The organism is Roseibium sp., from assembly GCF_039982295.1.
GTDB lineage: Bacteria > Pseudomonadota > Alphaproteobacteria > Rhizobiales > Stappiaceae > Roseibium.
In genome coordinates this window covers 64,756-90,294 of record NZ_JBDWYP010000045.1, presented here as the reverse complement: position 1 = coordinate 90,294, position 25,539 = coordinate 64,756, and the positions used below count along the sequence as shown (strand labels likewise).

The window sequence follows — 25,539 nt, the reverse complement described above, 5'->3', positions numbered from 1 at the left end:
TTGTTTCAGCCTTACGCTGAAACCCTACGCCCTCCGGTGATCATGCGCATGCTGTCCACGCCCTTTTTCAACATACCGACGTCGGCCTGAAACGCGATCGGCCGGAATCGCCGCAAAAGGTCCTGGTCGATCCGGCCCTTCATATCGAGAAGGATCGAATAAGCCTGCCGCGGACCATAGCTGTCCTTGTAAGATCTCTTTTCCGTCAATGCGGAGTAGATATCGCAAATCGTCAAAATGCGGACCAGTCGGGAAATCTGCTCGGCACCCAACCCGTCCGGATAGCCGGTCCCGTCGAGGTACTCATGATGCTGGACGGCTATATCGCGGATCTGCGGCGCAATTTCCGGACGACGGTCCAGGATTTCCTTCGAAAAGACCGGGTGCAATTTGATTTGCTCATACTCTTCCCTGGTCAACTCTCCGGGCTTGTCCAGAATGGAGAGAGGAATGCGGACCTTGCCGAGATCGTGAACAAGCGCCCCTACGCTCAAAAACGCCCTGTCCTGGGCGTCAAGTTCAAGGGCATTCGCGAAGGCAATCGCAAAACCGGTCACCATCATGGAATGGCAGAATGTATGGCTGTGATGGCTCTGCACGGCAGCAAGCCAGGCATCAAGACCATCCGTTTGGAGAGCTGTGACAACACCTTGAACGGATTCTGCAGCCGTTTTCATCGGTAGCGGGCGGTCAGTGGCAACAGCCATCGCCATCTCGTCCATGGTGCTGCAGAAGCCGTTCACAGCATCACGGGTTGCGCCCGGCGTCTCATCTGAAAGAGCCGACATAGCATAGTCGCCGATCAGGGTTTTGATCGTGGTGACCGCATCCTCGACATCGCACTCGCGATCCCAAAGCTCCGAAAGACCAAGTGCTTTTGCCTGAACCACCTCTTGACGTCGTGTCATCGTGACAAAACCAATGCGAAGTACATTAGGCACTTTTTCCAGGGCACGCTTCAAATGACCAAGCTGCTCTCCGGACCCATCGGCAAAGTCGACAATAACAAGTGAGCTGTTCTGAACCAGCTCGGACGACACCTCGTCGAGTTCGAGCAAATGTGCCGCGTAAAACCGCGATAGCTTTGAAAAAAGGTCTGGGCAAGCGGCCTTGCTGCCTACAACGAGTGTAATTTTCTTCATCATTGTTGCGCCGGATTTGATCTTCCCAAGCCTCAAACCTATCGGCACAACGTAAAGGAAGAATTGCCAACCTAATCCATATTCTCGCAAAGAGCTCCGATTTTGGGCCAAATCCATAGGGCTTTTTACTGAGTTTGACGACGCTCAGTCGGAATCAGATGCGGCCGATGAGCTCTTTCTGCGTCAGCGCGAAATTGCTCTCGATCCAATTGCTTTCCAGACGCTCGAGAGCACGACCCACATCCGGGCCCGGAGCGATACCGTTGGCGAGCAGATCCCGCCCCTTGACGGGAAACTCCGGAATTTCACCGCTTCGCAGACATCCCAAGAACTTCAGAAGGTCGCGCTTCGGAAACGTCTCGCTCTGCCGCAAGTATGCCAGCACGACACCATCGACCGACGCTTGCCGTCCGTGCCGATAGAGCAACTTGCGCGTATCAGCCGTCGTCGGATCGATACCTCCGGAGATCAGCTCTGACCCGACGGCCAGAGCTGTATGCATGCGCTTGCGCTCCGAGTTGGACAATCTCAAGCGATCCGAGAGGCGATCCACGTCTTCATCCACAAACCCGACAAGAGCTGCAAGAGCGAGGGCCGGGTCATCGACTTCGGGTACATCCGGCGCAAGTCTTCTGAAAGCTGCAAAGTCCGCTATTCGGGAAACCCCACCTGTCACGATTTCCAAGAGGCCATGGTCCTCCATGAGCGACAGGCACTGAGGCGCCAGAGGCGCAACAACCAGTCGTTTCATTTCCATGCCTATGCGTTCTGCGGAAAGGCTTCTGAGCCCCTCCCGCTCCTGAACACATGCGGTCAATCCCTCCGGATCAGGCTCTCCGTTGCCGTAAGCAGCATGGATCCGGAAAAAGCGCAGGATGCGAAGATAGTCTTCCCGGATCCGGTCACGTGCACTGCCGATAAAACGCACGCGTCGTTCGAGGCAATCGGTCAAACCACCAAGCGGATCATGGATCGAGCCAGAGCGGTCGCAGTACAAGGCATTCATGGTAAAATCGCGCCGACGCGCGTCTTCACTCCAGTCGCGCCCAAAACGCACCTTCGCCTGACGACCGAAGGTCTCGACATCTTCGCGTAGAGTCGTGATCTCATATGCAACACTGTTGCTGATCACAGTCACCGTGCCGTGGTCGACCCCCGTCGGGATGACTTTCAGGCCCGCAAGCTCCGCCCGTTCTGCGACGATGGGTGGTGCTGCGGTGGTTGCGATATCAATATCCGCGACAGGTTTGTCCAGAAGGCAGTTCCGGACGGCTCCGCCGACCACACGGGCCACGTCTCCATCACGTTCGATCGCATCGAAAACGGCCTGAATTGCGTTATTTTGCAGCCATTCAGCCGTTATTCGGCATCCTGTCATTCTACTCGTATCCGCCTGGAATGAAGACACCGTTTTCCATGCGCGATGGCCGGTACTCGGTTCCATCCGGCATCTTTTTGAAGGTCGCAAAGATAACCAGGCTGACCAGCACCAGAAGAATTCCGGCAAGGGTCAACCACGCCATCGGACCATTCTTCCAGTTCTCGGAAGTTTGAGACTTCTTCTTGATCCAGAGCCAGACCGCATAGCCAACGAATGGCAGCAGGAACAAGATCATATGAGACAAAACAACACGAAACATCAGCCATACACCGCATCATAGAGGGAGCGAATAATACCAGCGGTGACGCCCCAAATGTAACGCTCCCCGAATGGCATTTCATAAAAATAACGCGCCTTGCCTTCCCAGACACGGCTCTGCGTCTTGTGATTTGCCGGGTCCATCAGAAAGGACAGTGGCACCTCGAACACATCGGCCACTTCGGCAGGATTCGCCACAAGCTTTGCATCTGGATCGACCTCGGCAATGACTGGTACGACCCGGTATCCCGAACCAGTGAGATAAGGAGCGAGTTCTGCAAAGGGGGTCACCGCGTGGCGCGCAAGGCCGATCTCTTCTTCTGCCTCACGCAGCGCAGCCTGCACCGCGCCATCATCCTCAACGTCGATCTTGCCACCCGGAAATGCAATCTGCCCCGCGTGTGAGGACAGGTGCGCCGTTCGAAGTGTCAGGATCACACTCGGCTCAAAGGCACGCGGAATAACAGGAATGAGAACAGCCGCGTCACGTGGTGGACCTTCCCAGCGCGCATAAGGGCCAAGGTCGGGGTTGAGGACGTGATCGCCAGTATCAAGCAGAAGGCGATCGTCAGACAGACGCATGACCCGATCCTTGAAATCGTCGAATAGATTGTCCCCGACGTCCGCTTTCAGCACCTGCACCCTCCCCGCAACCACCACTTCGCACAATTATTCATGTTGTTGTTTCAGATAGGAACTCTGGAGCCAAGGGAAAGAAGCCACCTGAGCTCCAAAGCCCAACTTCACCGCTTTCATGCTCGTCAAAAAACTCGGCAAGCTCATAAAGCAACGGTCGAGCCAAACGCGCCTCAAGTCGCCCTCGAACCAGGACATAAGGTTTGAGTCCACCGTTTGCCGGATCGGCATCAAACCGAATTGGATGATCCTCATCGATCGTCACGACATCGCCAACGTTGGTGCGAACGACCAGTTTTTGCTGCCGGCCGATGCCTTCCACATGAAGCTCCACACCTAAAAACGGAACGTCTTCGACCTGAATGCCGATTTTTTCCACAGGTGTCACGAGATAGTGACGACCATCCTCGTCCTTGCGCAAGACCGAAGCAAACAAGTTGACCAAAGCCTCCCGGGCAATTGGACTGGCCATGTAAGACCAGCTTCCGTCACTCGCGATCCGGATATCCAGATTCCCGCAGAACGGCGGATTCCACTCCTCTACCGGGGGCTTACCACGCGTCTGGTCGCCAGCACGCGCCATCAAGGCAGCGAGCCCCGAAGGCATGGTCTTTGCGTCGAATTGCGACAAATCCTATCTCCAAACTTGGCCAAAGCCATGCTCTTGATATGGCTTCCCGTTTTCCCGAAAGGAAGCCCCAAACGACCAATTCGCCCCTACAGAAAGTACCGCTTACCTCTGTCTCGACAGAAATTGCGACTTATCTAACTGGTAATATGGTGCCAAACTGAATGAGTCGCGACAAATACGAGCAGCGGACGCATCAAAATAGGCTTTCCGCGCTGCACCTGCCAACTGGCTCAGCAGATCAGAGCCCGAGACAGCGAAGGTGAAACATGAGCGTAATCAGCCCGCCTCCAGGAGGCACAGCCGAAACGGACCCGGATTCAATCGCGGACGTTGCCGAAAAGGCGCTTGAAAGGATCACCGCAGCAAAAACCGATATTTCTCGGATCATCTTCGGTCAGGAAAATGTTGTCGAGCAATCGCTGGTCACCATTCTTGCCGGAGGTCACGGACTTCTCGTGGGCGTTCCCGGCCTGGCCAAGACCAAGCTTGTCGAGACGCTCGGCACGGTTCTCGGTCTCAACGCCCGCCGCATCCAGTTCACGCCTGATCTCATGCCATCCGACATTCTTGGAGCCGAGGTGATGGAACAGGCCGCTGACGGCAGCAGAGCCTTCCGCTTTATTCCCGGCCCGGTCTTCTCCCAGCTTCTGATGGCCGACGAAATCAACCGGGCGAGCCCGCGCACACAATCTGCCCTGCTTCAGGCGATGCAGGAATATCATGTGACCGTCGCCGGGCAGCCTCATGATTTGCCGCGCCCCTTCCATGTGCTCGCAACCCAGAACCCTCTTGAACAGGAGGGCACATACCCGCTTCCAGAAGCACAGCTTGACCGTTTTCTCATGCAGATCGACGTTCACTATCCCGACATGGACGCCGAACGCCGCATTCTGCTTGAAACAACAGGCGCCGAGCAGGCTGTTGCGCAGACCGCCATGTCGGCAGAAGAGCTCGCCGGATACCAACAGCTCGTGCGGCGTATGCCCGTCGGCGAATCTGTCGTGGATGCGATCTTGAAACTCGTGCGAGCGGCACGACCGGCAGAAGACGGGTCAGGCGATGACATCAAGAAGCTGATTGCCTGGGGCCCCGGCCCTCGCGCCAGTCAGGCATTGATGTTGACCGTTAGAGCCCGAGCGCTCGTTGAAGGTCGTCTTGCACCTTCCGTTGATGATGTACTGGCGCTTGCCGGACCGATCCTGCAGCACAGGATGGCGCTGACCTTTGCGGCGCGGGCTGATGGTCACACAATCCGTGGCATCATTCAGCAGGTAAAGGAAAAGATCGGCTGAAGCTGAGGGAAAGGCATAGTATATGGCTCTGACGCCGAACGTTACCTCCCAAAGCGAACACATCGACCAGAAAACCTGGCCGAATGTCATTGGCGAAGCACGCTCGGTGGCTGACGCCCTTCCTGATCTGCTGGTTGAGGCCAGCCACATCGCAAGTTCCGTGACCGCCGGTTGGCACGGCAGACGGCGTGCTGGGCCAGGCGAGAGTTTCTGGCAATTTCGGCCTTTCAACATGGGCGAGCCGGCAAAGCGGATCGATTGGCGGCGCTCCGCGCGTGACGACCATCTTTATGTTCGCGAGCGAGAGTGGGAAGCGGCCCATACGGTCTGGCTCTGGGCAGATCTCTCACCCTCGATGGTGTTTCAGTCGCGGCTTGGCAACGCCTCCAAGAGAGACAGGGCAATCGTGTTGATGCTCGCCCTGGCAGACATGCTTGCCTACACGGGTGAGCGTATTGGCTTGCCGGGGGTCACACGCCCGTTCTCAGACAGAAAAGCGGCCGAGCGTATCGCAGACACACTGACGCACATGGCAAAGCCTCGCGCCTTGCCGGACACCGCCTCAGTACAACGCTTTTCCGATGTGGTTCTGATTTCGGACCTGCTGGACCCGGTTGACGATATTGCCAACTGGATTGCAAGGGTCGCTGGAACAGGCGCCAAAGGCCACGTCGTTCAGGTGTTGGACCCCATCGAAGAAACTTTTCCTTTCGATGGACGCGTCGAGTTTCATGATCCTGAACGCGGCACGCGGCTGACCACAGGCCGCGCGGAATCATGGCGCGAAGCCTATCAAAACCGCATGGAGCGTCACCGGGCCGAAATTCGTGACATCTGTCGACGTGCCGGCTGGACCTATACTCTCCATCACACGGACAGATCGCCCGCAGAACCGTTGCTCGTGCTACATAGCGCGTTGTCGGGCGGGGCCGAAACACTTGGAACGGGAGGCATTTGACCATGGCTGGCTTCCTTCCTCTTGCCTTTGCAACACCCTGGCTGCTTGGTGCCTTGCTGCTGCTGCCCGCCATCTGGTGGCTGCTGCGGCTGACACCACCTCGGCCCCAGGAAGTCGACTTCCCTCCAACGCGGCTTCTTCTCGACATCGACAAACACGAGGAAACACATCAGCGTAGCCCCTGGTGGTTGACACTTTTGAGGCTCACTCTTGCAGCCCTGCTGATCTTGGCATTGGCTGGCCCAATCTGGCGACCCGCGAAAGAGGTTGCCACCGGCGACGGCACGATGTGGATGCTGATGGACAACGGATGGACATCAGCGCGCGACTGGACCACCCAGGTCGAGACGGCAGAACGATTGCTCTCCCTCGCTGAAGCAGCTGGCCAGCCGGTCCTCCTTGCTGCGACCGCTGATGGTCCGGGCCAACCCCTCACACCAACGGACGCGACGACAGCTCTTGAACGACTGAGGGCGCTGGAGCCCCGCGCGTGGGCCGCAAAGCGCAGTGAATTGACAACGGCACTACGCAAGAGCGCAGCCACAGTTCGACCTGGTGCCGTTGTTTGGTTGTCAGACGGAACTCAATCTGCCGAAGGCACCTCTTTTCAGACGGACCTGGCCAACATCGCCGCTGGAAGTCCCGTGACGGTCTATTCAGGGACCGAAACGCCCTTCGCTTTGAAGGCAATTTCGAACGATGCTGACGCACTTACGGTGTCAGTCCTTCGCCACCCTGACAATGATCGTAACGCACTCACCGTTCGCGCCCTGGATCTAAGAGGATTGGTGCTTGGACAAACGGACGTCATCTTCGACGCTGGCAGCCACCTGACAGAAGCACGCTTCGAAATGCCGAGCGAACTGCGCAACGATATCGCCCGCGTTGAAGTGGCCGGTGAAAACGCAGCAGGCGCTGTCCAATTGGTCGACGACAGTTGGCGCCGCCGGAGTGTCGGACTTCTTTCCGGTCAGTCCGGAGATCTCGCTCAGCCGCTGCTGTCTCCACTTTACTACCTGCAACGAGCGCTCGGTCCGTTTTCAGACATCCGCCTGTCCCGTAACGGCGACTTGGGTGTCGCGGTGCCTGAATTGCTAGACCAGGGGATTTCCGTTCTCGTTCTTGCCGATGTCGGACGGCTCCCTGACAGCTCCGTTGCGGCCCTGACGGACTGGATCGAAGGCGGAGGCATGCTGGTGAGATTTGCAGGCCCTAGAACTGCCGGCGGCACCGATGACTTGATACCAGTAACGCTCAGAGCTGGAGACCGCTCTCTTGGCGGCAGCCTGTCGTGGAAACAGCCTCAAAAACTGGCAGACTTTTCCACGAACTCGCCTTTCGCCGGTTTGAAGGTGCCACCAGAAGTCACGGTCAACCGGCAGGTGCTTGCCGACCCCACCGCGGATCTTCCGGATCTTACCTGGGCCATGCTTGAAGATGGAACACCTCTTGTCACGGCAGACAGACTTGGGCGCGGAACGGTTGTTCTTTTTCACGTAACTGCCGACTCCGCCTGGTCGAACCTGCCACTTTCAGGGATTTTCATCGACATGCTGCGAAGAATTCTTGCCGTATCCAACACGGCAGAGCCTTCGACCCAAGGCACTGATGCGGAGGCAGGAACGGCCACGCAGAGCATATTGCCCCCGTTGCGGCTTCTCGACGGTTACGGCCGCTTCGGGTCGCCGGCAGCAGATGTTCCGCCAATGACGGATCTTGCCTTTCGGGAAGCCAGTGCGGGACGGAAAAGCCCACCGGGGCTATATGGCAATGATGATGGATTTCGAGCACTCAACTTGATGCGTCCCGACGATGAGCTGGAACGGCTGGACTTTTCTCCGCTTGAAGACATCGCCACACTTCAGCCCTATCCAACCAACGACACACTGGATCTCAGAGCCGCTTTCTTTGCATCGGCCTTTGGCCTGCTTCTCCTGGATGCAATCGCTGTGATCCTGCTTGCCGGAGGTCTCAGCCGCTTGAGGATGCGCCAGGTGACTGCAGGCGCCACCATCCTTCTGATTTTGGGCTCCGTGTTCCATACGCAACGCGTACAGGCGCAATCAAGCTCGGACGACCTTAGAGCACTTGAAGCTTCACAGGAGACCCATCTCGCTTATGTCCTGACCGGAACTCCGGATGTCGATGACACAAGTGCGGCAGGACTTTTCGGCTTGAGCCAGTTCCTTGCCGAACGGACGGCTCTCGAACCGGGAGCGCCGATGGGCGTCGACATTGCTCGCGATGAACTAGCCTTTTTCTCACTGCTCTACTGGCCAATCGAACCAACCGCCGAAAAGCCCGACGACAAGACAATGGCGCGCATCGACACATTCATGCGCAATGGCGGAACAATCCTCTTTGACACGCGCGATCACATCTCCGCGGCGACAACAGGTTTTGGCACCACGCCGGCGACCCTGAAGCTAAGGGAAATTCTCGAAGATCTGGACATCCCTCCGCTGGAGCCCGTACCGATCGATCATGTCCTGACGAAGGCTTTCTATATCCTCGACACCTTCCCGGGCCGTTATTCCACCAGCCCTCTCTGGGTGGAAAGCCTTGAACAACGCGACGCGACGTCAGAACGGCCCGTCCGGGCGGGAGACGGCGTATCACCTGTGATGATCACGGGAAATGATTTTGCAGCCGCCTGGGCAATTGATTCTACGGGCAGCTTTCTTTTCCCTACGATACCCGATGATCCGGTGCAGCGTGACTACGCCTTCCGCGCGGGCGTCAACATGGTCATGTACAGCCTGACCGGCAACTATAAGGCTGACCAGGTGCACATTCCCGCCTTGCTGGAACGGCTCGGACAATGAGGAGAGAACACCGACGATGATCTGGTCCCTCTCATTCGATCCGCTTGTTCCGCTTTGGGTTCTCGGCTTCCTCGGCGTAGCGATCCTCGTCATAGCGCTTGTGACAGGTTTCATGCGTCTGCGGGGCTGGGTGCTTCGCGCCTTGACCATGGCACTGGTCGCGCTGGCTCTTGCCAATCCCGCCATCGAACGAGAGGACCGTGAACAACTCAGCAGCGTCGTCGCAGTCGTGGCGGACCGTAGCCAGAGTCAACTTCTCGCCGACCGCTCGGCTGTCACCGACGAAACCGTTCAGACCCTCAACGAGCGTCTCGCGGCATTGCCGGGCTTCGAGGTTCGAGTTCTCGAAAACACCAGCAGCAGTACAGGCGACGGGACAGAACTGTTTCAGACACTTCTCAATGGTCTGTCAGACGTGCCCCCCGATCGTATAGGCGGTGCCATTCTCGTCACTGACGGCCAAATTCACGACATTCCGGAAACCGCTGACGCACTTGGATTCGAGGCACCCGTCCACGGACTGATCACCGGCGAACCGGACGAACGTGATCGCCGGTTGGTTCTACACAAGGCACCCAGATTTGGCCTTGTCGGCTCGGAACAGGTCGTTTCCATTCGCATTGTCGAACGAGGCCCCGGCACGGGACCAGGCAACCGTGTCACGCTTCGCGTTCGCCGCGATGGAACATTGATCAGCGAGCGCCAAGCAGGCGTCGGCGAGACCATCGACATCCCTGTCGAAATTGCACACGGCGGCGACAATATCTTTGAGTTCGAAGCTGCCCCTCTAGATGGAGAGCTTACCACACTCAACAACCGCGCCGTGGTGACGATCGACGGAATTCGGGAGAATCTAAGGGTTCTGTTGGTCTCGGGCTCTCCGCATGCAGGCGAACGGACCTGGCGCAATCTGCTCAAGTCTGACGCTTCGGTCGATCTTGTGCACTTCACGATCCTGCGCCCGCCTGAAAAACAGGACGGCACACCGATCAACCAGCTTTCCTTGATCGCCTTTCCAACCCGTGAGCTGTTCTCGGTGAAGATTGATGAGTTCGACCTGATTATTTTCGACCGCTACGAGCGCCGCGGCGTTCTGCCCATGCTCTATTTCGACAATATCACTCGGTATGTTCGCGACGGCGGTGCCGTTCTTCTCGCGGGCGGCCCGGACTATGCTGAGGCCGGCAGCCTGTTCCGCACCCCATTGGCTCCGATCCTGCCTGCGCGCCCGACAGGGGCCATTCTCGAGCAGCCATTCCACGCCACACTCGCCAGTATAGGCGAACGCCATCCCGTCACACGTGGCCTGCCGGGAGCGCGTCTGGACCCTCCCGGTTGGAGCCGTTGGTTCCGCTTGGTTGAAACAGAGCTTGATGCCGGACAGACACTGATGACCGGCCCGGAGGACAAGCCTCTACTGGTTTTGAACCGCGAGGGCGAAGGCCGTGTCGCCATGCTTCTTTCAGATCATGTGTGGCTTTGGGCGCGTGGCTTTGAAGGCGGCGGTCCGCATGTGCCATTGCTCAGACGGCTCGGACACTGGTTGATGCAGGAACCTGATCTAGACGAGGAAGCACTCCGCGTGTCCCTGCGCGGACCAGAGCTGATGGTCGAGCGGCAGACGCTTGCCGACGAGATCAGCGATGTCTCGGTGACATCCCCTTCCGGTCAGACGTCCAGGCTCACGATGAATGAAATGGAACCGGGCCTGTGGCAAGGCTCCTCGCCGACCGCAGAGACCGGCCTTTTCACGGTGACGGAAAGTGACAAGACCGCTCTCGTTCATGTGGGGCCACAAAATCCACGCGAGTACACCGATGTCTTGTCGACACCGGAAAAGCTGGCGGGACTTTCATCGGCAACCGGCGGGCAAGCACTGCGCCTCTCGGATGTCGGCGGAGAGGTTTCAGTTCCGCGCGTTGTGCCTCTGCGGAGGGCAGCGCAGTACGCGGGAAGTGGATGGATTGGTCTGAAGACCACCGATGCCAGCGTTCTGAACGGTGTCGACAGATATCCTCTGCTCATGGGCCTGCTTGGATTGTCGTTGCTGCTTGGCTTCCTGTCTCTGACCTGGTTCCGCGAAGGGCGTTGAAAAATAACAATCAGCGCTGCGAACCGCTCAGTCAGTTCCGCCGCGCACCAGGCCAGATGGCATTTCAGCACCATTAAGGCGGGCCACCAGAAGGCGCGCCGGATCGACCGGTCCAGGCAGGATAATCTGCCCCATTGGCACCAATTCAAAACCCAGCGGGCCGTAGTAAGGCGCATCACCGACGAGAAGAACTGCTGTTTCGCCGACGCTCGCGGCTGCGCTCAGACACGTCCTCAGGAGCTCTTTTCCAAGCCCCCTGTTCTTGAATCTGGGCGAAACAGTGAGCGGACCCAATAGCATGCCGCGGGAGCTACCGATCGTGATCGGGGTAAGCCGCACCGAGCCTGCAAGATCAGCCCCGCTCATGCCGACGAAAGAAAGTCGCGGGTCACCGGCTATGCCTTCGCGAATCTTGAAAGCCGTCCGTGCGAAACGGCCAGGACCGAAAGCTTCGGCCTGCAGATTTTCGATGTCAGCCGCGTCGGCAGCTTCTTCGAGACGAATAAACCAATTGGAGGGTTTCATGACCATGGCACCTGATGAGCGAACGAACCTTCGCGTCCGCTGGCACCCTGGTCCTTAAAATCAATGGGAAGGCCGGTCAGACGCGCGAAAACAGACGAGAGCTTTCTCGTCGGATGCTTCGTCGTCGCAATGTCAAACCGGTTGGCATCAGCTGCTACTCATTGAATGTGCGGTTCTTTTGAACTCACTAAACTGCCGATAGCACGCAAAGATGCGAAAGGTCCAGCCACTTTCTCGGCCTCGTCAGAAAAATGCATCTCCCGCACGCCGACCACCGTCCATTGTCGGTGAACAGTGTATCTATTGCGACATCGCTGTTTCGGAACCGATTGCATCCTAGATTGGTTGAAGCACAAAGGAGAAAATCATGGGTCTCTTGGTCGACGGCAAATGGACGGATCAATGGTACGATACCAAATCCAGCGGAGGCCGTTTTGTTCGCAATGAGTCTTCGTTTCGCAATTGGATCACCCCTGATGGCAGCGCTGGACCGAGCGGTGACGGTGGCTTCATGGCAGAAGCTGGACGCTACCATCTCTATGTGTCCTATGCTTGCCCCTGGGCACATAGGGCACTCATTTTCCGTCAACTCAAAGGACTCGAAGACCTGATCGGCGTCACAGCGGTCGAGCCCTTGATGCTGGAAAACGGCTGGACCTTCGCGGAGCCGGATCCTCTCAATGGCGCCAGCTATGTCTGGCAGATCTACACCGCAGCCGATCCGGACTACAGCGGCCGGGCGACAGTCCCGATCTTGTGGGACAAGAAGGCGAAAACCATCGTTTCCAACGAGTCCTCAGAGATCATCCGCATGTTCAACAGCGCATTTGATGGGCTGACCGGATCGCGGGCTGATTTCTATCCGAAGGACCTTCGTGAGGCGATCGACGAGATCAATGACCAGATCTACGACACCGTGAACAACGGCGTCTACAAGGCAGGTTTCGCAACCAGTCAGGACGCTTACGAGGAAGCGGTCAGGGCTCTGTTTGAAACGCTTGATTTGCTCGAGCAGCGCCTTGCACAGTCGCGGTATCTTGTTGGCGACATGGCCACTGAAGCTGACTGGCGGCTTTTCACCACCCTTATCCGGTTTGATGCGGTCTATGTTGGCCACTTCAAGTGCAACATCCGCCGGATCGAGGACTATCCGTGTCTGTCCAACTACATGCGTGACCTTTATCAAACAACCAGCGTCGCCGGGACTGTCAGGATGGATGTGATCAAGAAGCACTACTACGGTTCACAGGAGACCGTTAATCCTACCCGCATAGTGCCGGTGGGGCCGGATCTGGACTTTGATCGCCCGCACAACCGGAACCAATTGTTCGGGCTGGCCTGAGAACTACCAGGCTCCCTCTCCCGCGACACCAAGCACGCCTCTGGCCAGTTCGGACAGACGGCGTCTGGTGGCCGCTGTGGCGTCTTCAGGCAGTTGATCCAGGGCAAAGAATCTTGCCTCCAGAATCTCTGTGTTCGGCTGCATGAAATCAGCGGTCTCCACCCAACTCAATGCTTCATAGAACCCGATGTGATCGCGGCCAAAAGCTTCACGGTTGAGATAGATGCCCAACAGCTTCGGTGGAGCTGAACAGCGAATCCCGACTTCCTCCACCAGCTCCCGCGCAGCCGCAGTCGCCATTGTCTCGCCCTTGTCTACGCCGCCACCAGGCAGGTACCAGCCCGGCAGGTAACTGTGGCGCACAAGCAAAACCGCACCATCAGTATTCCGAACCAGCACCCTGACGCCAAGGCAATAAGGATTGCGCAACAGGGCCTGACCCTGAATGAGGCGTTTGGTCAGCCTCTTGGGCAAATAAGAGAAAAATTTCAGCATTTCTTCTTATCGCGGCAGAAAGCGACCTGATCAAGATGACAAGAGTTTAACAAGGCGTTTCAAGAGGTATGCGGCACACGCAAGGCAGCACCGGCGAAAATCGCGCTACTCAAATTTCGAAAAATGCATATGTATTGCGCACAGTGAACAAAAATGATGCAACAGCATTGCCGCCAGCCACAGGCCGACGGAAGCCAACCGAGAGTACAGATCATGCTTCGTGCCTATTTTTCAAACCGTCGTCGTCGTCGCGCTGCTTACCATTGGAAGCCAGCTGTTGATCTGAGCAACCCGCGTATTGCCGCTGCTCTGACAACTTTTGCAGGCAACTGATCTACCCCGCATATTCGTATGCAGAGGGTGTCGCCAATTGACGGGCGCAGCGTTATCACTTGACGCAGCGCCTTTTGTCTTGGAGATACCCTACGATGCTGAAACTTGCCCATCTGTCTGACCCCCATCTTGGGCCTCTGCCAGATCCAAAGCTGCTACAGCTCTTTTCCAAGCGTATTCTCGGGTATCTGAACTGGAAACGGAATCGCTCCGGCTCCATGACCGGGAACCATCTGGAACGCTTGGTCTCCGATATAAAGGCCCACGCCCCGGACCACATCGCGGTCACCGGCGATTTGGTCAACATCGCCCTCCCCTTGGAAATCATCGGCGCCCGCACCTGGCTTGAAGAGCTCGGCAACGGTGACCACGTCTCGGTGGTTCCGGGCAACCATGACGCTTATGTCCCCGGGGCGCTCAAGAAGGCGCGCGCCGAATGGCTTGACTATATGGTGGGCGATGACAGCAACCTTGCCTCAACCAAAGATGATGAGGCAGGCTTTCCTTACGTCCGCATCCGCGAAAATGTAGCACTCGTTGGCGTTTCGACCGCCAGAGCGACAGCCCCATGGTTCGCGACAGGCCGCGTTGGCAGCACGCAAGCGAAACGTCTGCGCTCGACCCTGGAAGACCTGGGCCGCAGGGAGTTGTTCAGGGTGATCATGATTCATCACCCGCCCTTCCAGAAGGCAACGCACTGGCACAAGCGCCTCTCGGACGCATCCCGCGTCCGCGCTGTGGTCAAGCAGGCAGGTGCAGAACTCGTCCTCCACGGTCACACACACATCGACAGCAGGGCAGAAATAGAGGGACCCTGCGGTCCCGTCCCGGTTATCGGAGTACCATCTGCAACGAGCGCACCTGGCGGCAAGAAACCGGGTGCTCGCTACAATCTCTTTTCGATTTCACGGAAGAGCGGGCAATGGCAGTGCGATTTGGAAGAACGGGGCTTCACCGAAAAGGGCGAGCCCATTTCCACAATCGCGGAAGGCAGTCTGTCTATCCCGGCCTGCTAAGAGAGCGTCTGGAGTGTTGCTGGTGAGGCATGCCTCAAAGCGGGTTCGCAAACCAGGCGTAGGCAACGAGACTGCCGATTCCGGCAAATAGTCCGATGGCAAATGCCAAAATAAACACCGGAATCGGATGCCAAGTTTTCCGAGGTTTTGTCGAAGTCATGCCCTCAACAGCGACCTGGCGCAGGCGGTTGTTCAGCCAATCCCCTTCCAAAGCCTTCTCGCGCTCCAGGATCCGCTCGGCGATATATTCGGTCAGACAGTCCGCCATATCGTCGATTTCAGCCGTTTCAAGCACGACAACGCGCCCAAGCCGGGTGTCTTTCAAGAAGCGGTAGGTCTTGCGGTCAGATCCGACAACGACGTGACTGGTGACATCAATCCAGAACCGCGGTGTAGAACCTGCAACGATTTGCAGGGAGAATTGATCATCGTCTTCCGGAATCTCCTTGAAGACGTCTTTCATTTCCTCGCCAAGAAGCTCCAGCCGGGCGCGTTCGGTATCCTGCAGCTCGATCACCACATCCGAACGTTCAACTTCGCCAAGCTGAACCTTGCGGATCGCCTCCCGAAGAGATCGCACCCGAGTGTGGGGCACCACGTTATCCTGCACTTCAGACATCGGCCGTCCGGCTCCATCTAACCATTAAAATCTCTCAATCGAGAACATTCTTAAGCAATTCTTACCAAGGCGAAAGCGCCCAGCGTTGACCCGCCTTCTTCATCCACCGGCATTCCAGCGGAAATGGTTAACGATTATTAAGCTATTTTGGTCTCTAATACCAGAGATGCAAGACTGGCCGTAGCGGGAGGGTTCCGTTACTCAGGAAGAGTTCCTGGCAAGTCGGCACCAGACGGGAGGCACCACGAAATGAATGTAGATGGTCAGAAATACCGCACAATCTGGCTCGCCGAAGATGGCTGGGCGGTTGAAATCATCGACCAGACACGTTTTCCGCATTCATTCGAAACAGCAAGGCTGGAAAGCCTGCAAGATGCAGCTCATGCCATTCGCTCCATGCAGGTTCGCGGAGCGCCTCTGATTGGCGCAACCGCTGCCTACGGCATCTGTCTCGCGCTCCGCGCAGATGCATCTGACGCAGCGCTGATGGATGCCTGTTCGACCCTTCTTGAGACCCGTCCGACTGCGGTCAATCTCAGATGGGCACTGGACTTGATGCGCAAGGCGCTTTTGCCCCTCCATCCTGAAGAGCGGGCGGCAGCAGCCTATACGCTGGCCAACCAGGTCTGCGATGAGGATATTGCGACCAATATGGCCATCGGCCTTCACGGTGCGGAAATCATCGCCAACATCGCCCGAACGAAGAAAGCCGGAGAACGAGTCAACATCCTGACCCATTGCAATGCCGGATGGCTTGCAACCGTGGATCTGGGGACCGCAACTGCTCCCATCTACATGTCTCACGACGGCGGCGTGCCCCTTCATGTCTGGGTTGACGAAACCCGCCCGAGGAACCAAGGCGCATTTCTCACGGCCTGGGAACTTGGCAAACACGGTGTTCCCCATACGGTCATAGCCGACAATGCCGGAGGCCATCTCATGCAGCAGGGTGAGGTCGATCTCGTCATCGTCGGAACCGACCGAACCACGGCAACGGGCGACGTCTGCAACAAGATCGGGACCTATCTGAAAGCCCTGGCTGCCAAGGACTGCGGCGTTCCATTTTATGTTGCGCTCCCCTCCCCAACGATCGATTTCACGTTGACAGACGGACTGCAACAGATCCCGATCGAGGAACGAAGCGGCGATGAGGTCAGAACAATGACCGGGCGGACATCCGCCGGAAGCGTCGAAACCATCGAGATTGTCGCCAGTGGTTCCGACGTGGCAAATCCGGCCTTCGATGTCACCCCCGCACGACTGGTCACAGGCCTCATCACGGAGCGAGGTGTTATTGAAGCAAATGGCAAAGCCATCGCGACGGCTTTCCCGGACAGGATTTCAGCCTAAACGCCGCGACAGGAAGGCTTGCTCGCCTACTCGATAACAGGGACGTGCCGGGCCTTTTCGCGCGACAGATGGCCTGTGCGCCGCGGATCGTCACAGACTTCGATGGCCCGCTTGTAGGGCTTGAAGCCACAGGCCTGATAAAAGTGGATCGCCTGCGGACTGTCTCCCGTGCAGGTATGAAGCCATAGGCGTGTGGTTTCTGGGCGAGCCCAAGCCATGCTGACTGCATTTGCCATCAGCCATCGCCCCATGCCACCACCCGTCGCCGTCGGCACGAGACCGAAATAGGAAATTTCCGGACTTACAGGATCCTGGTAATTCAGCTCTAGCAGCCCGGAACGTTTGCCATCCACAACTGGAACATAAATCTCACGCAAAGGGTCGTTCAGCATGGACTTGAGCTGGCTCTCGGGAATGACCAACCGCGAGAACCACAGCCAGTCTTCACCGATTTCTCTGAACAGGTCCCGGAAACTTTCCGGGTCGGGGGCTGTCCAGCGTTCAAGCTGCACGTTGGGATGCGCAGCGGGCGCAGACAGGTTCACGGGCACCGGCTTTGTCATCTCGAGAAAAGTCACGACATAGGCGATTTTCCCCGCCGGCAGGTCCGTGTAGCCATTCAGGTCAAGCACCAGCTCCGACATGACAATTCTCCATTTCCGATCTCGCCAACAGCCCTTAGCAGCTGGCCCTTTGTGCACCAAGCATTTTCGCAAAAAGCATCGTCTTAACGGTTGGTTAACGCTGTTTTGTCAAGGTCGGGATTGTATCGAGGAGAGATGCAACGATGCCCAAGACTGGGAACTACGTTCAACGTGACTACAACTCGAGTTCGACCAGGAAATCGACCTGGTCCGACTACAATGAGTCTTGGAAGGCCAAAAGAGCCGCAGCAAAAGAGCATGCCAGCCAACTGCGCTCGATCGCCAACAACTTCACCATAGTCAACACTCAGGCAACTCAAGCCGCCACGTCCTTAACGTTACAAAATCAGGGCGCGGCAGGTCCATATGCCAGCTCCACGACCGTCATGTCGCGGGTCAATATGCTCATTTGAAATGCACGTTCGTAGCGGCTTCACCCCAGAGATCAGATAGATCCGATCGTCTTCAGCTTGACCCTTGGATGAACCTCACTCTGGCTCATGACAGTCGTATGAGCGCGGAAACGTTCGACAATGGATCGCACGAAGGGTCTCGTTTGCGGCGACGTCAAGAGCACGGGGACTTCACCCTGCTGGGCAGCGGCTTCAAATGCATCGCGCACCTTGCCGACGAACTCCTGTAGCTTGCTGGGCTGCATGGCGAGTTGCCGTTCATCACCTTCGCCAACAATCGCCTCAATAAAGGCTTGTTCCCATTGGGGCGAAAGCGCGACGAGAGGCAGATAGCCACCGGGCGCCAGATTCGCTGCACAGATTTGCCGGCCCAACCGGCTGCGCACGTGCTCTGCGATCGTGTTGGTGTTTCGCGTCATGCCGGTCGCTTCGGAAACACCTTCCAGAATTGTTCCGAGGTCGCGCACGGAAACGCGCTCGCCGAGCAGCGTCTGGAGCACGCGCTGGATCCCGGAAACCGTAACCTGAGATGGAATCAGGTCATCGACCAGCTTGGCCTGCTCACCCTGCAGTTCCTTGAGAAGCTTCTGAACATCTCCGTAGGTGAGAAGCTCGCTGACGTTGCCCTTGATGGTCTCCGTCAAATGGGTCGAAAGAACCGTCGCCGGATCAACAACGGTATACCCGCGCAAGGACGCATCCTCACGGTACTGGCTTTCCACCCAGGTGGCAGGAAGGCCGAAGGTCGGCTCTGTCGTATGGGTGCCCGGCAACTTAACCTGTCCGCCAGACGGGTCCATGACCATGAAGTGGTTGGGATATAGGAGCCCACGCCCGGCCTCGACTTCCTTCACTTTGATGACGTAGTCGTTGGCCCCAAGCTGGATATTGTCCAGAATTCGAACCGGCGGCATGATCACACCCATGTCGCCTGCGATCTGTCGGCGCAAGGCCTTGATCTGCTCCGTCAGCTGGTCGCCGCCACTTTGGTCCTTGCCATTGATCAGTGGCAACAATGCATAACCAAGCTCGATGCGCAGCTCGTCCATCTTGAGCGCATCCGTGATCGGTGGCTCGGGCGGTGGCTTTGGCGCAGCCTCAACGGCCTTCTTCTTCTCGACGACGGCGGCCGCAGCCTTCTTCTTCGTTGTGGTGCTGTAGGCCAGCCATCCCGCCACGCCGGCAAGCCCCAGAAATGGCACCATAGGCATGCCTGGCATGAAAGACAGAATGATCATCACCGCGGCAGACATGCCCAGCGCCTTGGGGTAGCCGGTGAACTGGCTCGCCAGCGCCTTGTCTGCAGCGCCCTGCACCCCAGCTTTGGACACGAGCAAACCCGCAGCTGTGGAAACGATCAGGGCCGGAATCTGGGAAACCAGTCCATCGCCGATCGTCAGCAAAGTGTAGTTGTTTGCGGCCTCCGAGAAAGAGAGTTCCATCTGCGCAACGCCGATAAAGATCCCGCCCAGAATATTGATAAAGGTGATCAGCAGGCCTGCAATTGCATCGCCGCGAACGAACTTGGAAGCACCATCCATGGCGCCGAAAAACGAACTTTCATCTTCAAGTGTCCGGCGCCGTGTCCGGGCTTCGGTCTCATCGATCAGACCGGCGGACAAGTCGGCGTCGATTGCCATTTGCTTGCCGGGCATCGCATCAAGAGTGAAACGTGCCGCAACTTCAGCGATACGGCCAGAACCTTTTGTAATAACGATGAAATTCACGATCACGAGGATCGCAAACACGATGATGCCGATGACAAAGTTACCACCCATGACCAGATTGCCGAAGGACTGGATGACATTGCCGGCTGCTGATGTCCCCTCGTGTCCGTTGGCAAGGATCAGGCGGGTGGAGGAAATGTTCAGGCCGAGCCGCAACATGGTTGCGATCAATAGCACCGTAGGAAAAGACGAGAACTCAAGCGGCTTTTGAATGAACAGGCTGGTCATCAGGACCAGAACAGAAAAGATAATCGAGATTGCCAGGAACAGATCCAGCATGACCGGCGGCATTGGCAGGATCATGAGGGTCAAAATTACGAGCACGCCAACAGCAAGGCCCGTGTCACCCCGTTTCAGAACTGAGATGATTTCTGCGAGCGACGGCATGGCTGGCGCAGTGCTCGCCTGAGCGGGCGCACCCGTGGCAGGCACTTCACTCACCTGCTGATTATTCCCCGCCGCCGTATCCGACATCTATTGCCCCTGACCGCGTTTATCATTTGCGGCGTCTCGTTTCACAAACAGCCCTATCGCCCTCACATTGCCGGACGGGCTTCGCCCGGTCCGGGAACGCGTACCCCCTCATCCGTATATTGATTCAGCTTGTTGCGCAGCGTCCGGATCGAAATTCCCAAGATCTTTGCAGCATGTGTTCTGTTGCCAAGGCAATGATCCAGCGTGTCGAGGATCAAATCCCGCTCCACATCAGACACCGTCCGGCCGACAAAATTTCGAGAAACCGCCTCGGCTGTGAACGCAGCTCGCTCGGCAGGTCCCTTGCTCACCGAAATTGGACTGCCGTCCGGCATGCGGATCGCTTCCGCACCGATTTCCTCGCCCTGCGCAAGTAGGACGGCACGGTGCATGGTGTTTTCCAGCTCACGCACGTTCCCGGGCCAGGGATTGACCGAAAGGGCCTGACGAGCCTCTACGGACAAGGGCCTCGCGGGCACACCATTGGCCTGAGCGTAGTGATCGACGAAGAATTTCGCCAACTCAAAGATGTCCGCTGGACGCTCTCGCAAAGGCGGCAACTTGAGATTCACGACATTCAACCGAAACAGCAAATCCTCCCGAAAAGAACCTTGTCTTACGCTCTCGGCGAGGTCCCGGTTGGAGGTCGCAAGGATCCGAATGTCCACTGGCACAGGCCGTGTACCACCAACCCGGTCAATGACACGCTCCTGAATGGCACGCAGGAGCTTCGCCTGAAGGCGGACATCCATCTCCGAGATCTCGTCAAGGAGAAGTGTACCACCATCGGCTTCTTCAAACTTCCCTATCCGTCGTGCAACGGCACCGGTGAAAGCACCCTTTTCGTGACCAAAAAGCTCGGACTCAAGCAGATGCTCCGGAATAGCCGCACAGTTGATCGAGATAAACGGCTTGCTGGCGCGATTGGACGACTTGTGGACGTGGCGCGCAATGACTTCCTTACCAGTGCCGGACTCGCCGGTGATCAGAACCGATGCGTCTGATGGCGCCACCTGCTCGGCCAGACGAACCACGGATGCCATGGCGTCATCGCGGTAGATCAGATCTCCACGCTCCTGGGCGACGGCTGCCAGAACAGCAGCAATCATCTCCGGATCCGGCGGTAATGGAATATACTCCTTGGCACCAGCCCGAATGGCAGAGACAGCCGCCTGCGCGTCCGTTTCCACGCCACAAGCAACAATCGGGACGTGAACCCGCTCACTTTGAAGCTTTGTCAGCATGCCGGCAATATCGAGCCCGACATCGACCATAAGCAGATCGGCGCCCTGGCCGGAACGGAGCACCTTCATGGCGCTTTCGATGTCGTCAGCCTGCATGACCTTCGCACCGCGTTGCATCGCAATCTGGCTTGCAACGGTAAGCTGACCTCCGAGGGTGCCAACAATCAGCAGTCTCATGACCCGTTCCTATTCCTTAGCGATCAGTCTTGATGATTTCTGTCATGGTCACGCCGAGCTTGTCTTCCACAAGCACAACCTCACCACGTGCAACAAGCCGATCATTTACGTAGATATCAATCGCCTCACCAACTTTCCGGTCAAGCTCCAGAACAGTGCCTGAAGCCAGCTTGAGAAGGTCGGAAACGTGCATTTTCGAATGGCCGAGAACAGCTGAAATTCGAACCGGGACATCAAACACAGCCTCCAGATCACCTGCAGACTGAGGAATGGGCCCCTCATTGCCTTCTGTCTCGCCTCGAACGGGAGCTTCGAGTTCATCAAGTGGAATGCCGGTATCTTGTTCGTCACTCATGCGTCAGCTTCCTTTGCAGCCGCCACGTCAGAGGCTTCCTGCGTCTTGCTCGCCTTGTTTGAACGAGCTTGAAGATAGTTGCGAATGCTGCCATCGATTTGCTTCTCTAGCGCCTTGCGATCTCTCAAGATGCCACCGTCAGCCCATTCGATATGGCAGTCACCCCTTGGCATGTCAGCCTCGCCCAAGATGACGAGACGACCGTCAAAACCTTTTTCATGAACGATTGGATCGACTCTCTTCTTGAGCGCCTCGACATCCTTTTCGGCGACTCGGATCACAAGATGCGGCGCCCGGCGAAGCGGCCCGAGACACTCCGAAACAAGCGCCACAGTTTCCGCCAGCGGCTGCCGTGCCAGCAGGTGGGCGCAGAGCCGTCTGGCGACAAGAAACGCAAGACTCACAGCGTCCTTTTCCTGTTTCGCCTGCTCCTCATCGAGCTGAGTCAGCACATTCGTACAGACCTGCACCAAGCGCTGAACCTCGTCCGTCAGAAGCTTCTCCTGCGTACCTGTCAGATCCTTGAGCGCCTCGGCACGTCCTTCTTCAAACGCGACCTTGCGCGCCGCCGCAAGCAACGACTCGTGCTCGGCCACAGGGATCATCGGGATTTCGGGCTCCACAGGAGCTTCCACAATTGGCTCCTCCGGTTCCGAAAAATCGACATCAAACAGGAATTTCGCCGGGTTCGTCATTCTACCCATACTCTGAAGTGTTGCTTTCCTGCGTTAGTAGATGATCTCGTCATCGCTCTTCGACTTGGAGATCATGATCTCGCCCTTGGCCGCGAGATCCTTGGCCGTATTCACCATGCCGGTTTGAGCTTCATCGACATCACGAAGGCGAACCGGACCAAGCGCCTCCATATCGTCTTCCAGCAACTTGGCTGCACGCGAAGACATGTTGCCGAAGAAGAACTCTCTCGCCGCGTCCGTGGAGCCCTTGAGAGCAATCGCGAGGCGATCTTTTTCGACACTGCGGAGCAACGTCTGACAACTCGCGGCATCCAGCTTCAACAGATCGTCGAACGTGAACATCAAGGTCTTGATGCGATCTGCTGCTTCGCGGTTTTCTTCCTCAAGCGCCGCGAGGAAGCGGGCTTCGGTCTGCCGGTCGAAGTTGTTGAAGATGTCGGCCATCATCTCGTGACTGTCTCGCCGCGAGGTGTTGGTCAGGTTGGACATGAATTCAACACGGAGCGTCTGCTCGACCTTCTCCAGAACGTCCTTCTGGACGGCATCCATCCTGAGCATGCGGCTTACAACCTCAAGGGCCAGCTCTTCCGGCAAGATACCCAGAACGCGCGCAGCATGATCTGAATTGATCTTGGACAATACGACCGCAACGGTTTGAGGGTATTCGTTCTTGAGATAGTTGGCCAGAACGTTCTCCTGAACGTTCGACAGTTTCTCCCACATATTGCGGCCAGCAGGGCCGCGGATTTCTTCCATGATGATGTCGACACGGTCGCCGGACAGGAAGGACCCCAAGAGCCTCTCCGTCGCATCGACATTGCCCGTCAAAGAGCCCTTGGATGTGATCTTCCGAACGAAGTCGACGAACAGGGCCTCCAGCATACTCGGTGTAACAGGCCCGAGATTTGCCATCGCGGCGGACACTTGACGAACTTCGATCTCATCAAGTTTGTCCCAGATCGGCTTGCCATGCTTCTCGCCCAAAGCCAGCAGAAGAACAGCTGCACGCTCGGCCCCTTTAAGATCGCGATCTTCAGAGTCCGCGCTGACGGCCAGATGTTGCTGAAGGGAGTCACCCGCCATTCTTAAGCTGCCTCATCCAGCCAACCGCGAACAATGGTGACCGCTTCTGTTGGATACTCTTCAATCATCTCGCCGACTTTCTGAATGGAGCTCGCCTGGAGCGCTCCTTCGGCTTTTGCCTCTTCAAGCCATTCGATCCGGAACTCATCATCATCGTCAGCCGCATCGGCAGGCACTTCGGTCTCAGCCACCAACATACCGTCCGGACCAATCACCAGCTCCTGCGGGGTCTTTTCCTCCGGCGTCACGATCCGCCGGAGCAGCGGGCGTACGACGAAGAGCAGCAACAGCAGAGAAATAAGCAGCAAGACCCCAAGCTCCGCGAACCGCATAATGTCTTGTCGGGTAAATTCGAAAAGACCATCGCCTTCAGCCATCAGATCGCCCTGGGGAGCCATCGCGAACTGGAGATTTACGACTTCGACCACATCGCCGCGAGTCTCGTCGAAGCCAACTGCAGAGCGAACAAGAACCGCAATCCGGTCGAGCGTTTCCTGGGCGCGCGGGGAATAGGTGACGTCACCGTCTTCATTTGGCTCGTAGAGACCATCCACAAGAACAGCTACAGACAACCTCTTGATCCGGCCCGCTTCAACGATTTCAGTGCGTGTCGACTTTGAGATCTCGTAGTTGACGATCTCTTCGGTCAAACTGGAGTCGTCCCTGTCGCCGTTTTCGCCGTTGCCTTCTCCGCCATTCGGCAACTCATTGCCGACGGTCACCTCGTCCTGACCGCTAACACTGCTGGAGGCCTCTTCCTTCGTCTGCGTCGAACGAACAACCTGTCCTTCAGGATCGAAAGTTTCGGTGGTCTCCGTGGTGCGATTGAAATCCACATCAGCAGCGACACGCACACGAGCACGTCCCGGGCCGACGACACTGTTTAGAATTTCCTCGATCTGATTGCGCAGACGAGACTCCACTGCAACGACGCGCTCCTGCAGCGAGGTTGAGACCACCCCGTCTTCATCGCTGTCCGCCCCTGACGCGAGGAGGCGCCCCGTTTCATCAACGATCGAAACACGCTCGGGGCTAAGACCGTCAACAGCGGTCGCGACAAGATGCTGGACGGCCCTGATCTCGCCCGTTCCGAGAGAACCGCGAACATTCAAGACGATCGATGCGGAAGGCGGACGACGATCCCGTTGAAACAGCTGCCGCTCGGGAATAACCAGATGCACCCTGGCCGCATTGATCCGGTCGATAGATGCAATGGTACGGGAAAGCTCGCCCTCGATGGCTCGAAGCTTGTTGATATTCTGAACGAAACTTGTCGCCCCAAGCGTGTCGGTTCTGTCGAAAATCTCGTAACCGATCGACCCGCCCGTCGGCAGACCGTCCTCGGCAAGCCTCATCCGCAACCGAGCGACCTGCTCACCAGGCACCAGAATGGTGCTGCCATCTCGTTTCAGTTCGTACTGCACACCAAGCGATTCGAGCTGATTGACGATTGCTCCGGAATCCTCAAGCGTCAGATCGGAATAAAGCTGCGTCATCTGTGGAGCCGTGACGCGGAAGATAATGAAAGCAAAGACGCCGACCAGAATGGCAGCGACTGCGCCCATCGCCGCAATCCTGGTTGGACCAAGCGTCCTGATAAATTCGATAAGCCCGTTCACGTTGCCGCCCGCATTGATAGCCCCTCAAAGAATCCACATTTCGGATTCACATTGGCAACGCACCTGTTAACCAATAGGCAAAATTTGCCGCTCAGAAGGTTAACAAGAAGTTAACACGCGAAGACAAGCATGAACGGCACGGCAGGTTTCCGCCATTCTCATTTATGCAATATGCAACTCAGATGGGGAAAAACTGCCTATCTCGTTAAGACT

General features: G+C 57.1%; 23 protein-coding genes. 8 read left to right on the top strand and 15 right to left on the bottom strand.

All coding sequences use genetic code 11. From position 1 onward, the window contains the following. Positions 1 to 11: 11 nt before the first annotated feature. The 5 genes from ABJZ52_RS08745 to ABJZ52_RS08725 all read right to left on the bottom strand — a co-directional run bounded on the left by ABJZ52_RS08745 (position 12) and on the right by ABJZ52_RS08725 (position 4,024). A complete protein-coding gene (locus ABJZ52_RS08745; protein ID WP_348185493.1) occupies positions 12 to 1,145 on the bottom strand; it encodes an HD domain-containing phosphohydrolase in 1,134 nt (377 codons plus the stop codon). A 151-nt stretch (positions 1,146 to 1,296) separates the two neighbouring features. Then, positions 1,297 to 2,520: a CCA tRNA nucleotidyltransferase gene (locus ABJZ52_RS08740; RefSeq protein ID WP_348200135.1), complete on the bottom strand. Its 1,224-nt coding sequence runs from the start codon at positions 2,518 to 2,520 to the stop codon at positions 1,297 to 1,299. A 1-nt stretch (position 2,521) separates the two neighbouring features. Continuing rightward, the gene (locus ABJZ52_RS08735; protein WP_348191967.1) at positions 2,522 to 2,782 is read right to left on the bottom strand and encodes a DUF6111 family protein; all 261 of its coding nucleotides are present in this window, start codon (positions 2,780 to 2,782) and stop codon (positions 2,522 to 2,524) included. Beyond that, positions 2,782 to 3,417: a CoA pyrophosphatase gene (locus ABJZ52_RS08730; protein WP_348191970.1), complete on the bottom strand. Its 636-nt coding sequence runs from the start codon at positions 3,415 to 3,417 to the stop codon at positions 2,782 to 2,784. The genes ABJZ52_RS08735 and ABJZ52_RS08730 overlap by 1 nt, the downstream gene beginning before the upstream one ends. Before the next feature lie 37 nt (positions 3,418 to 3,454). Further along, a complete protein-coding gene (locus tag ABJZ52_RS08725; protein ID WP_348192002.1) occupies positions 3,455 to 4,024 on the bottom strand; it encodes a DUF1285 domain-containing protein in 570 nt (189 codons plus the stop codon). A 290-nt stretch (positions 4,025 to 4,314) separates the two neighbouring features. Here ABJZ52_RS08725 and ABJZ52_RS08720 point away from each other — a divergent pair, with 290 nt between their 5' ends. From ABJZ52_RS08720 to ABJZ52_RS08705, 4 genes are read left to right on the top strand one after another with little or no spacing between them, the layout of a single operon-like run. Next, positions 4,315 to 5,340 carry a MoxR family ATPase gene (locus tag ABJZ52_RS08720; RefSeq protein ID WP_348191973.1) on the top strand — a complete coding sequence of 342 codons (1,026 nt, stop codon included), beginning with the start codon at positions 4,315 to 4,317 and terminating at the stop codon, positions 5,338 to 5,340. 22 nt (positions 5,341 to 5,362) lie between these two features. Further along, positions 5,363 to 6,298: a DUF58 domain-containing protein gene (locus ABJZ52_RS08715; protein ID WP_348191976.1), complete on the top strand. Its 936-nt coding sequence runs from the start codon at positions 5,363 to 5,365 to the stop codon at positions 6,296 to 6,298. A 2-nt stretch (positions 6,299 to 6,300) separates the two neighbouring features. Further along, a complete protein-coding gene (locus tag ABJZ52_RS08710) occupies positions 6,301 to 9,123 on the top strand; it encodes a DUF4159 domain-containing protein (RefSeq protein ID WP_348191978.1) in 2,823 nt (940 codons plus the stop codon). Between the two features lie 16 nt (positions 9,124 to 9,139). Beyond that, positions 9,140 to 11,215 carry a hypothetical protein gene (locus ABJZ52_RS08705; RefSeq protein ID WP_348191981.1) on the top strand — a complete coding sequence of 692 codons (2,076 nt, stop codon included), beginning with the start codon at positions 9,140 to 9,142 and terminating at the stop codon, positions 11,213 to 11,215. A 27-nt stretch (positions 11,216 to 11,242) separates the two neighbouring features. Here the strand turns inward: ABJZ52_RS08705 and ABJZ52_RS08700 are convergent, their stop codons facing one another. Beyond that, on the bottom strand, positions 11,243 to 11,740 hold the full coding sequence (locus tag ABJZ52_RS08700; protein ID WP_348188820.1) for an N-acetyltransferase: 498 nt from the start codon (positions 11,738 to 11,740) through the stop codon (positions 11,243 to 11,245). A gap of 367 nt (positions 11,741 to 12,107) precedes the next feature. On the opposite strand from ABJZ52_RS08700, the gene ABJZ52_RS08695 reads away from it, so the two are divergent. Then, complete coding sequence (locus tag ABJZ52_RS08695; protein WP_348191985.1) at positions 12,108 to 13,082, top strand: glutathione S-transferase family protein; 975 nt, start codon at positions 12,108 to 12,110, stop codon at positions 13,080 to 13,082. Positions 13,083 to 13,085: 3 nt separating this feature from the next. Here the strand turns inward: ABJZ52_RS08695 and ABJZ52_RS08690 are convergent, their stop codons facing one another. Next, entirely contained in the window at positions 13,086 to 13,577 is a 492-nt protein-coding gene (locus ABJZ52_RS08690; protein ID WP_348188816.1) for an NUDIX domain-containing protein, read from the bottom strand. A 428-nt stretch (positions 13,578 to 14,005) separates the two neighbouring features. Here ABJZ52_RS08690 and ABJZ52_RS08685 point away from each other — a divergent pair, with 428 nt between their 5' ends. Next, positions 14,006 to 14,926, top strand: a complete 921-nt coding sequence (locus ABJZ52_RS08685) for a metallophosphoesterase (RefSeq protein WP_348188814.1) — start codon at positions 14,006 to 14,008, stop codon at positions 14,924 to 14,926. Between the two features lie 34 nt (positions 14,927 to 14,960). On the opposite strand, the gene ABJZ52_RS08680 is transcribed toward ABJZ52_RS08685, so the two are convergent. Further along, positions 14,961 to 15,545 (bottom strand): hypothetical protein, encoded by a 585-nt coding sequence (locus ABJZ52_RS08680; protein WP_348188812.1) that lies wholly within the window; start codon positions 15,543 to 15,545, stop codon positions 14,961 to 14,963. 249 nt (positions 15,546 to 15,794) lie between these two features. On the opposite strand from ABJZ52_RS08680, the gene mtnA reads away from it, so the two are divergent. Continuing rightward, positions 15,795 to 16,895 carry an S-methyl-5-thioribose-1-phosphate isomerase gene (mtnA, locus tag ABJZ52_RS08675; protein WP_348191990.1) on the top strand — a complete coding sequence of 367 codons (1,101 nt, stop codon included), beginning with the start codon at positions 15,795 to 15,797 and terminating at the stop codon, positions 16,893 to 16,895. A gap of 26 nt (positions 16,896 to 16,921) precedes the next feature. Here mtnA and ABJZ52_RS08670 read toward each other — a convergent pair whose 3' ends face one another. Continuing rightward, positions 16,922 to 17,539 carry a GNAT family N-acetyltransferase gene (locus ABJZ52_RS08670; RefSeq protein ID WP_348191993.1) on the bottom strand — a complete coding sequence of 206 codons (618 nt, stop codon included), beginning with the start codon at positions 17,537 to 17,539 and terminating at the stop codon, positions 16,922 to 16,924. A gap of 143 nt (positions 17,540 to 17,682) precedes the next feature. Here ABJZ52_RS08670 and ABJZ52_RS08665 point away from each other — a divergent pair, with 143 nt between their 5' ends. Further along, a complete protein-coding gene (locus ABJZ52_RS08665; RefSeq protein ID WP_348191996.1) occupies positions 17,683 to 17,952 on the top strand; it encodes a flagellar biosynthesis protein in 270 nt (89 codons plus the stop codon). Between the two features lie 32 nt (positions 17,953 to 17,984). Here the strand turns inward: ABJZ52_RS08665 and flhA are convergent, their stop codons facing one another. From flhA to fliF, 6 genes are all read right to left on the bottom strand, one after another. Beyond that, positions 17,985 to 20,066 carry a flagellar biosynthesis protein FlhA gene (flhA, locus tag ABJZ52_RS08660; RefSeq protein ID WP_348192005.1) on the bottom strand — a complete coding sequence of 694 codons (2,082 nt, stop codon included), beginning with the start codon at positions 20,064 to 20,066 and terminating at the stop codon, positions 17,985 to 17,987. Between the two features lie 149 nt (positions 20,067 to 20,215). Beyond that, on the bottom strand, positions 20,216 to 21,574 hold the full coding sequence (locus tag ABJZ52_RS08655; protein ID WP_348191999.1) for a sigma-54 dependent transcriptional regulator: 1,359 nt from the start codon (positions 21,572 to 21,574) through the stop codon (positions 20,216 to 20,218). A gap of 16 nt (positions 21,575 to 21,590) precedes the next feature. Next, positions 21,591 to 21,929 carry a flagellar motor switch protein FliN gene (gene fliN / locus ABJZ52_RS08650; RefSeq protein WP_348200134.1) on the bottom strand — a complete coding sequence of 113 codons (339 nt, stop codon included), beginning with the start codon at positions 21,927 to 21,929 and terminating at the stop codon, positions 21,591 to 21,593. After that, on the bottom strand, positions 21,926 to 22,633 hold the full coding sequence (locus tag ABJZ52_RS08645) for a FliH/SctL family protein (protein ID WP_348200133.1): 708 nt from the start codon (positions 22,631 to 22,633) through the stop codon (positions 21,926 to 21,928). The genes fliN and ABJZ52_RS08645 overlap by 4 nt, the downstream gene beginning before the upstream one ends. A 24-nt stretch (positions 22,634 to 22,657) precedes the next feature. After that, positions 22,658 to 23,707, bottom strand: a complete 1,050-nt coding sequence (gene fliG / locus ABJZ52_RS08640) for a flagellar motor switch protein FliG (protein ID WP_348192177.1) — start codon at positions 23,705 to 23,707, stop codon at positions 22,658 to 22,660. Between the two features lie 2 nt (positions 23,708 to 23,709). After that, on the bottom strand, positions 23,710 to 25,272 hold the full coding sequence (gene fliF / locus ABJZ52_RS08635; RefSeq protein ID WP_348192174.1) for a flagellar basal-body MS-ring/collar protein FliF: 1,563 nt from the start codon (positions 25,270 to 25,272) through the stop codon (positions 23,710 to 23,712). Positions 25,273 to 25,539 lie beyond the last annotated feature (267 nt).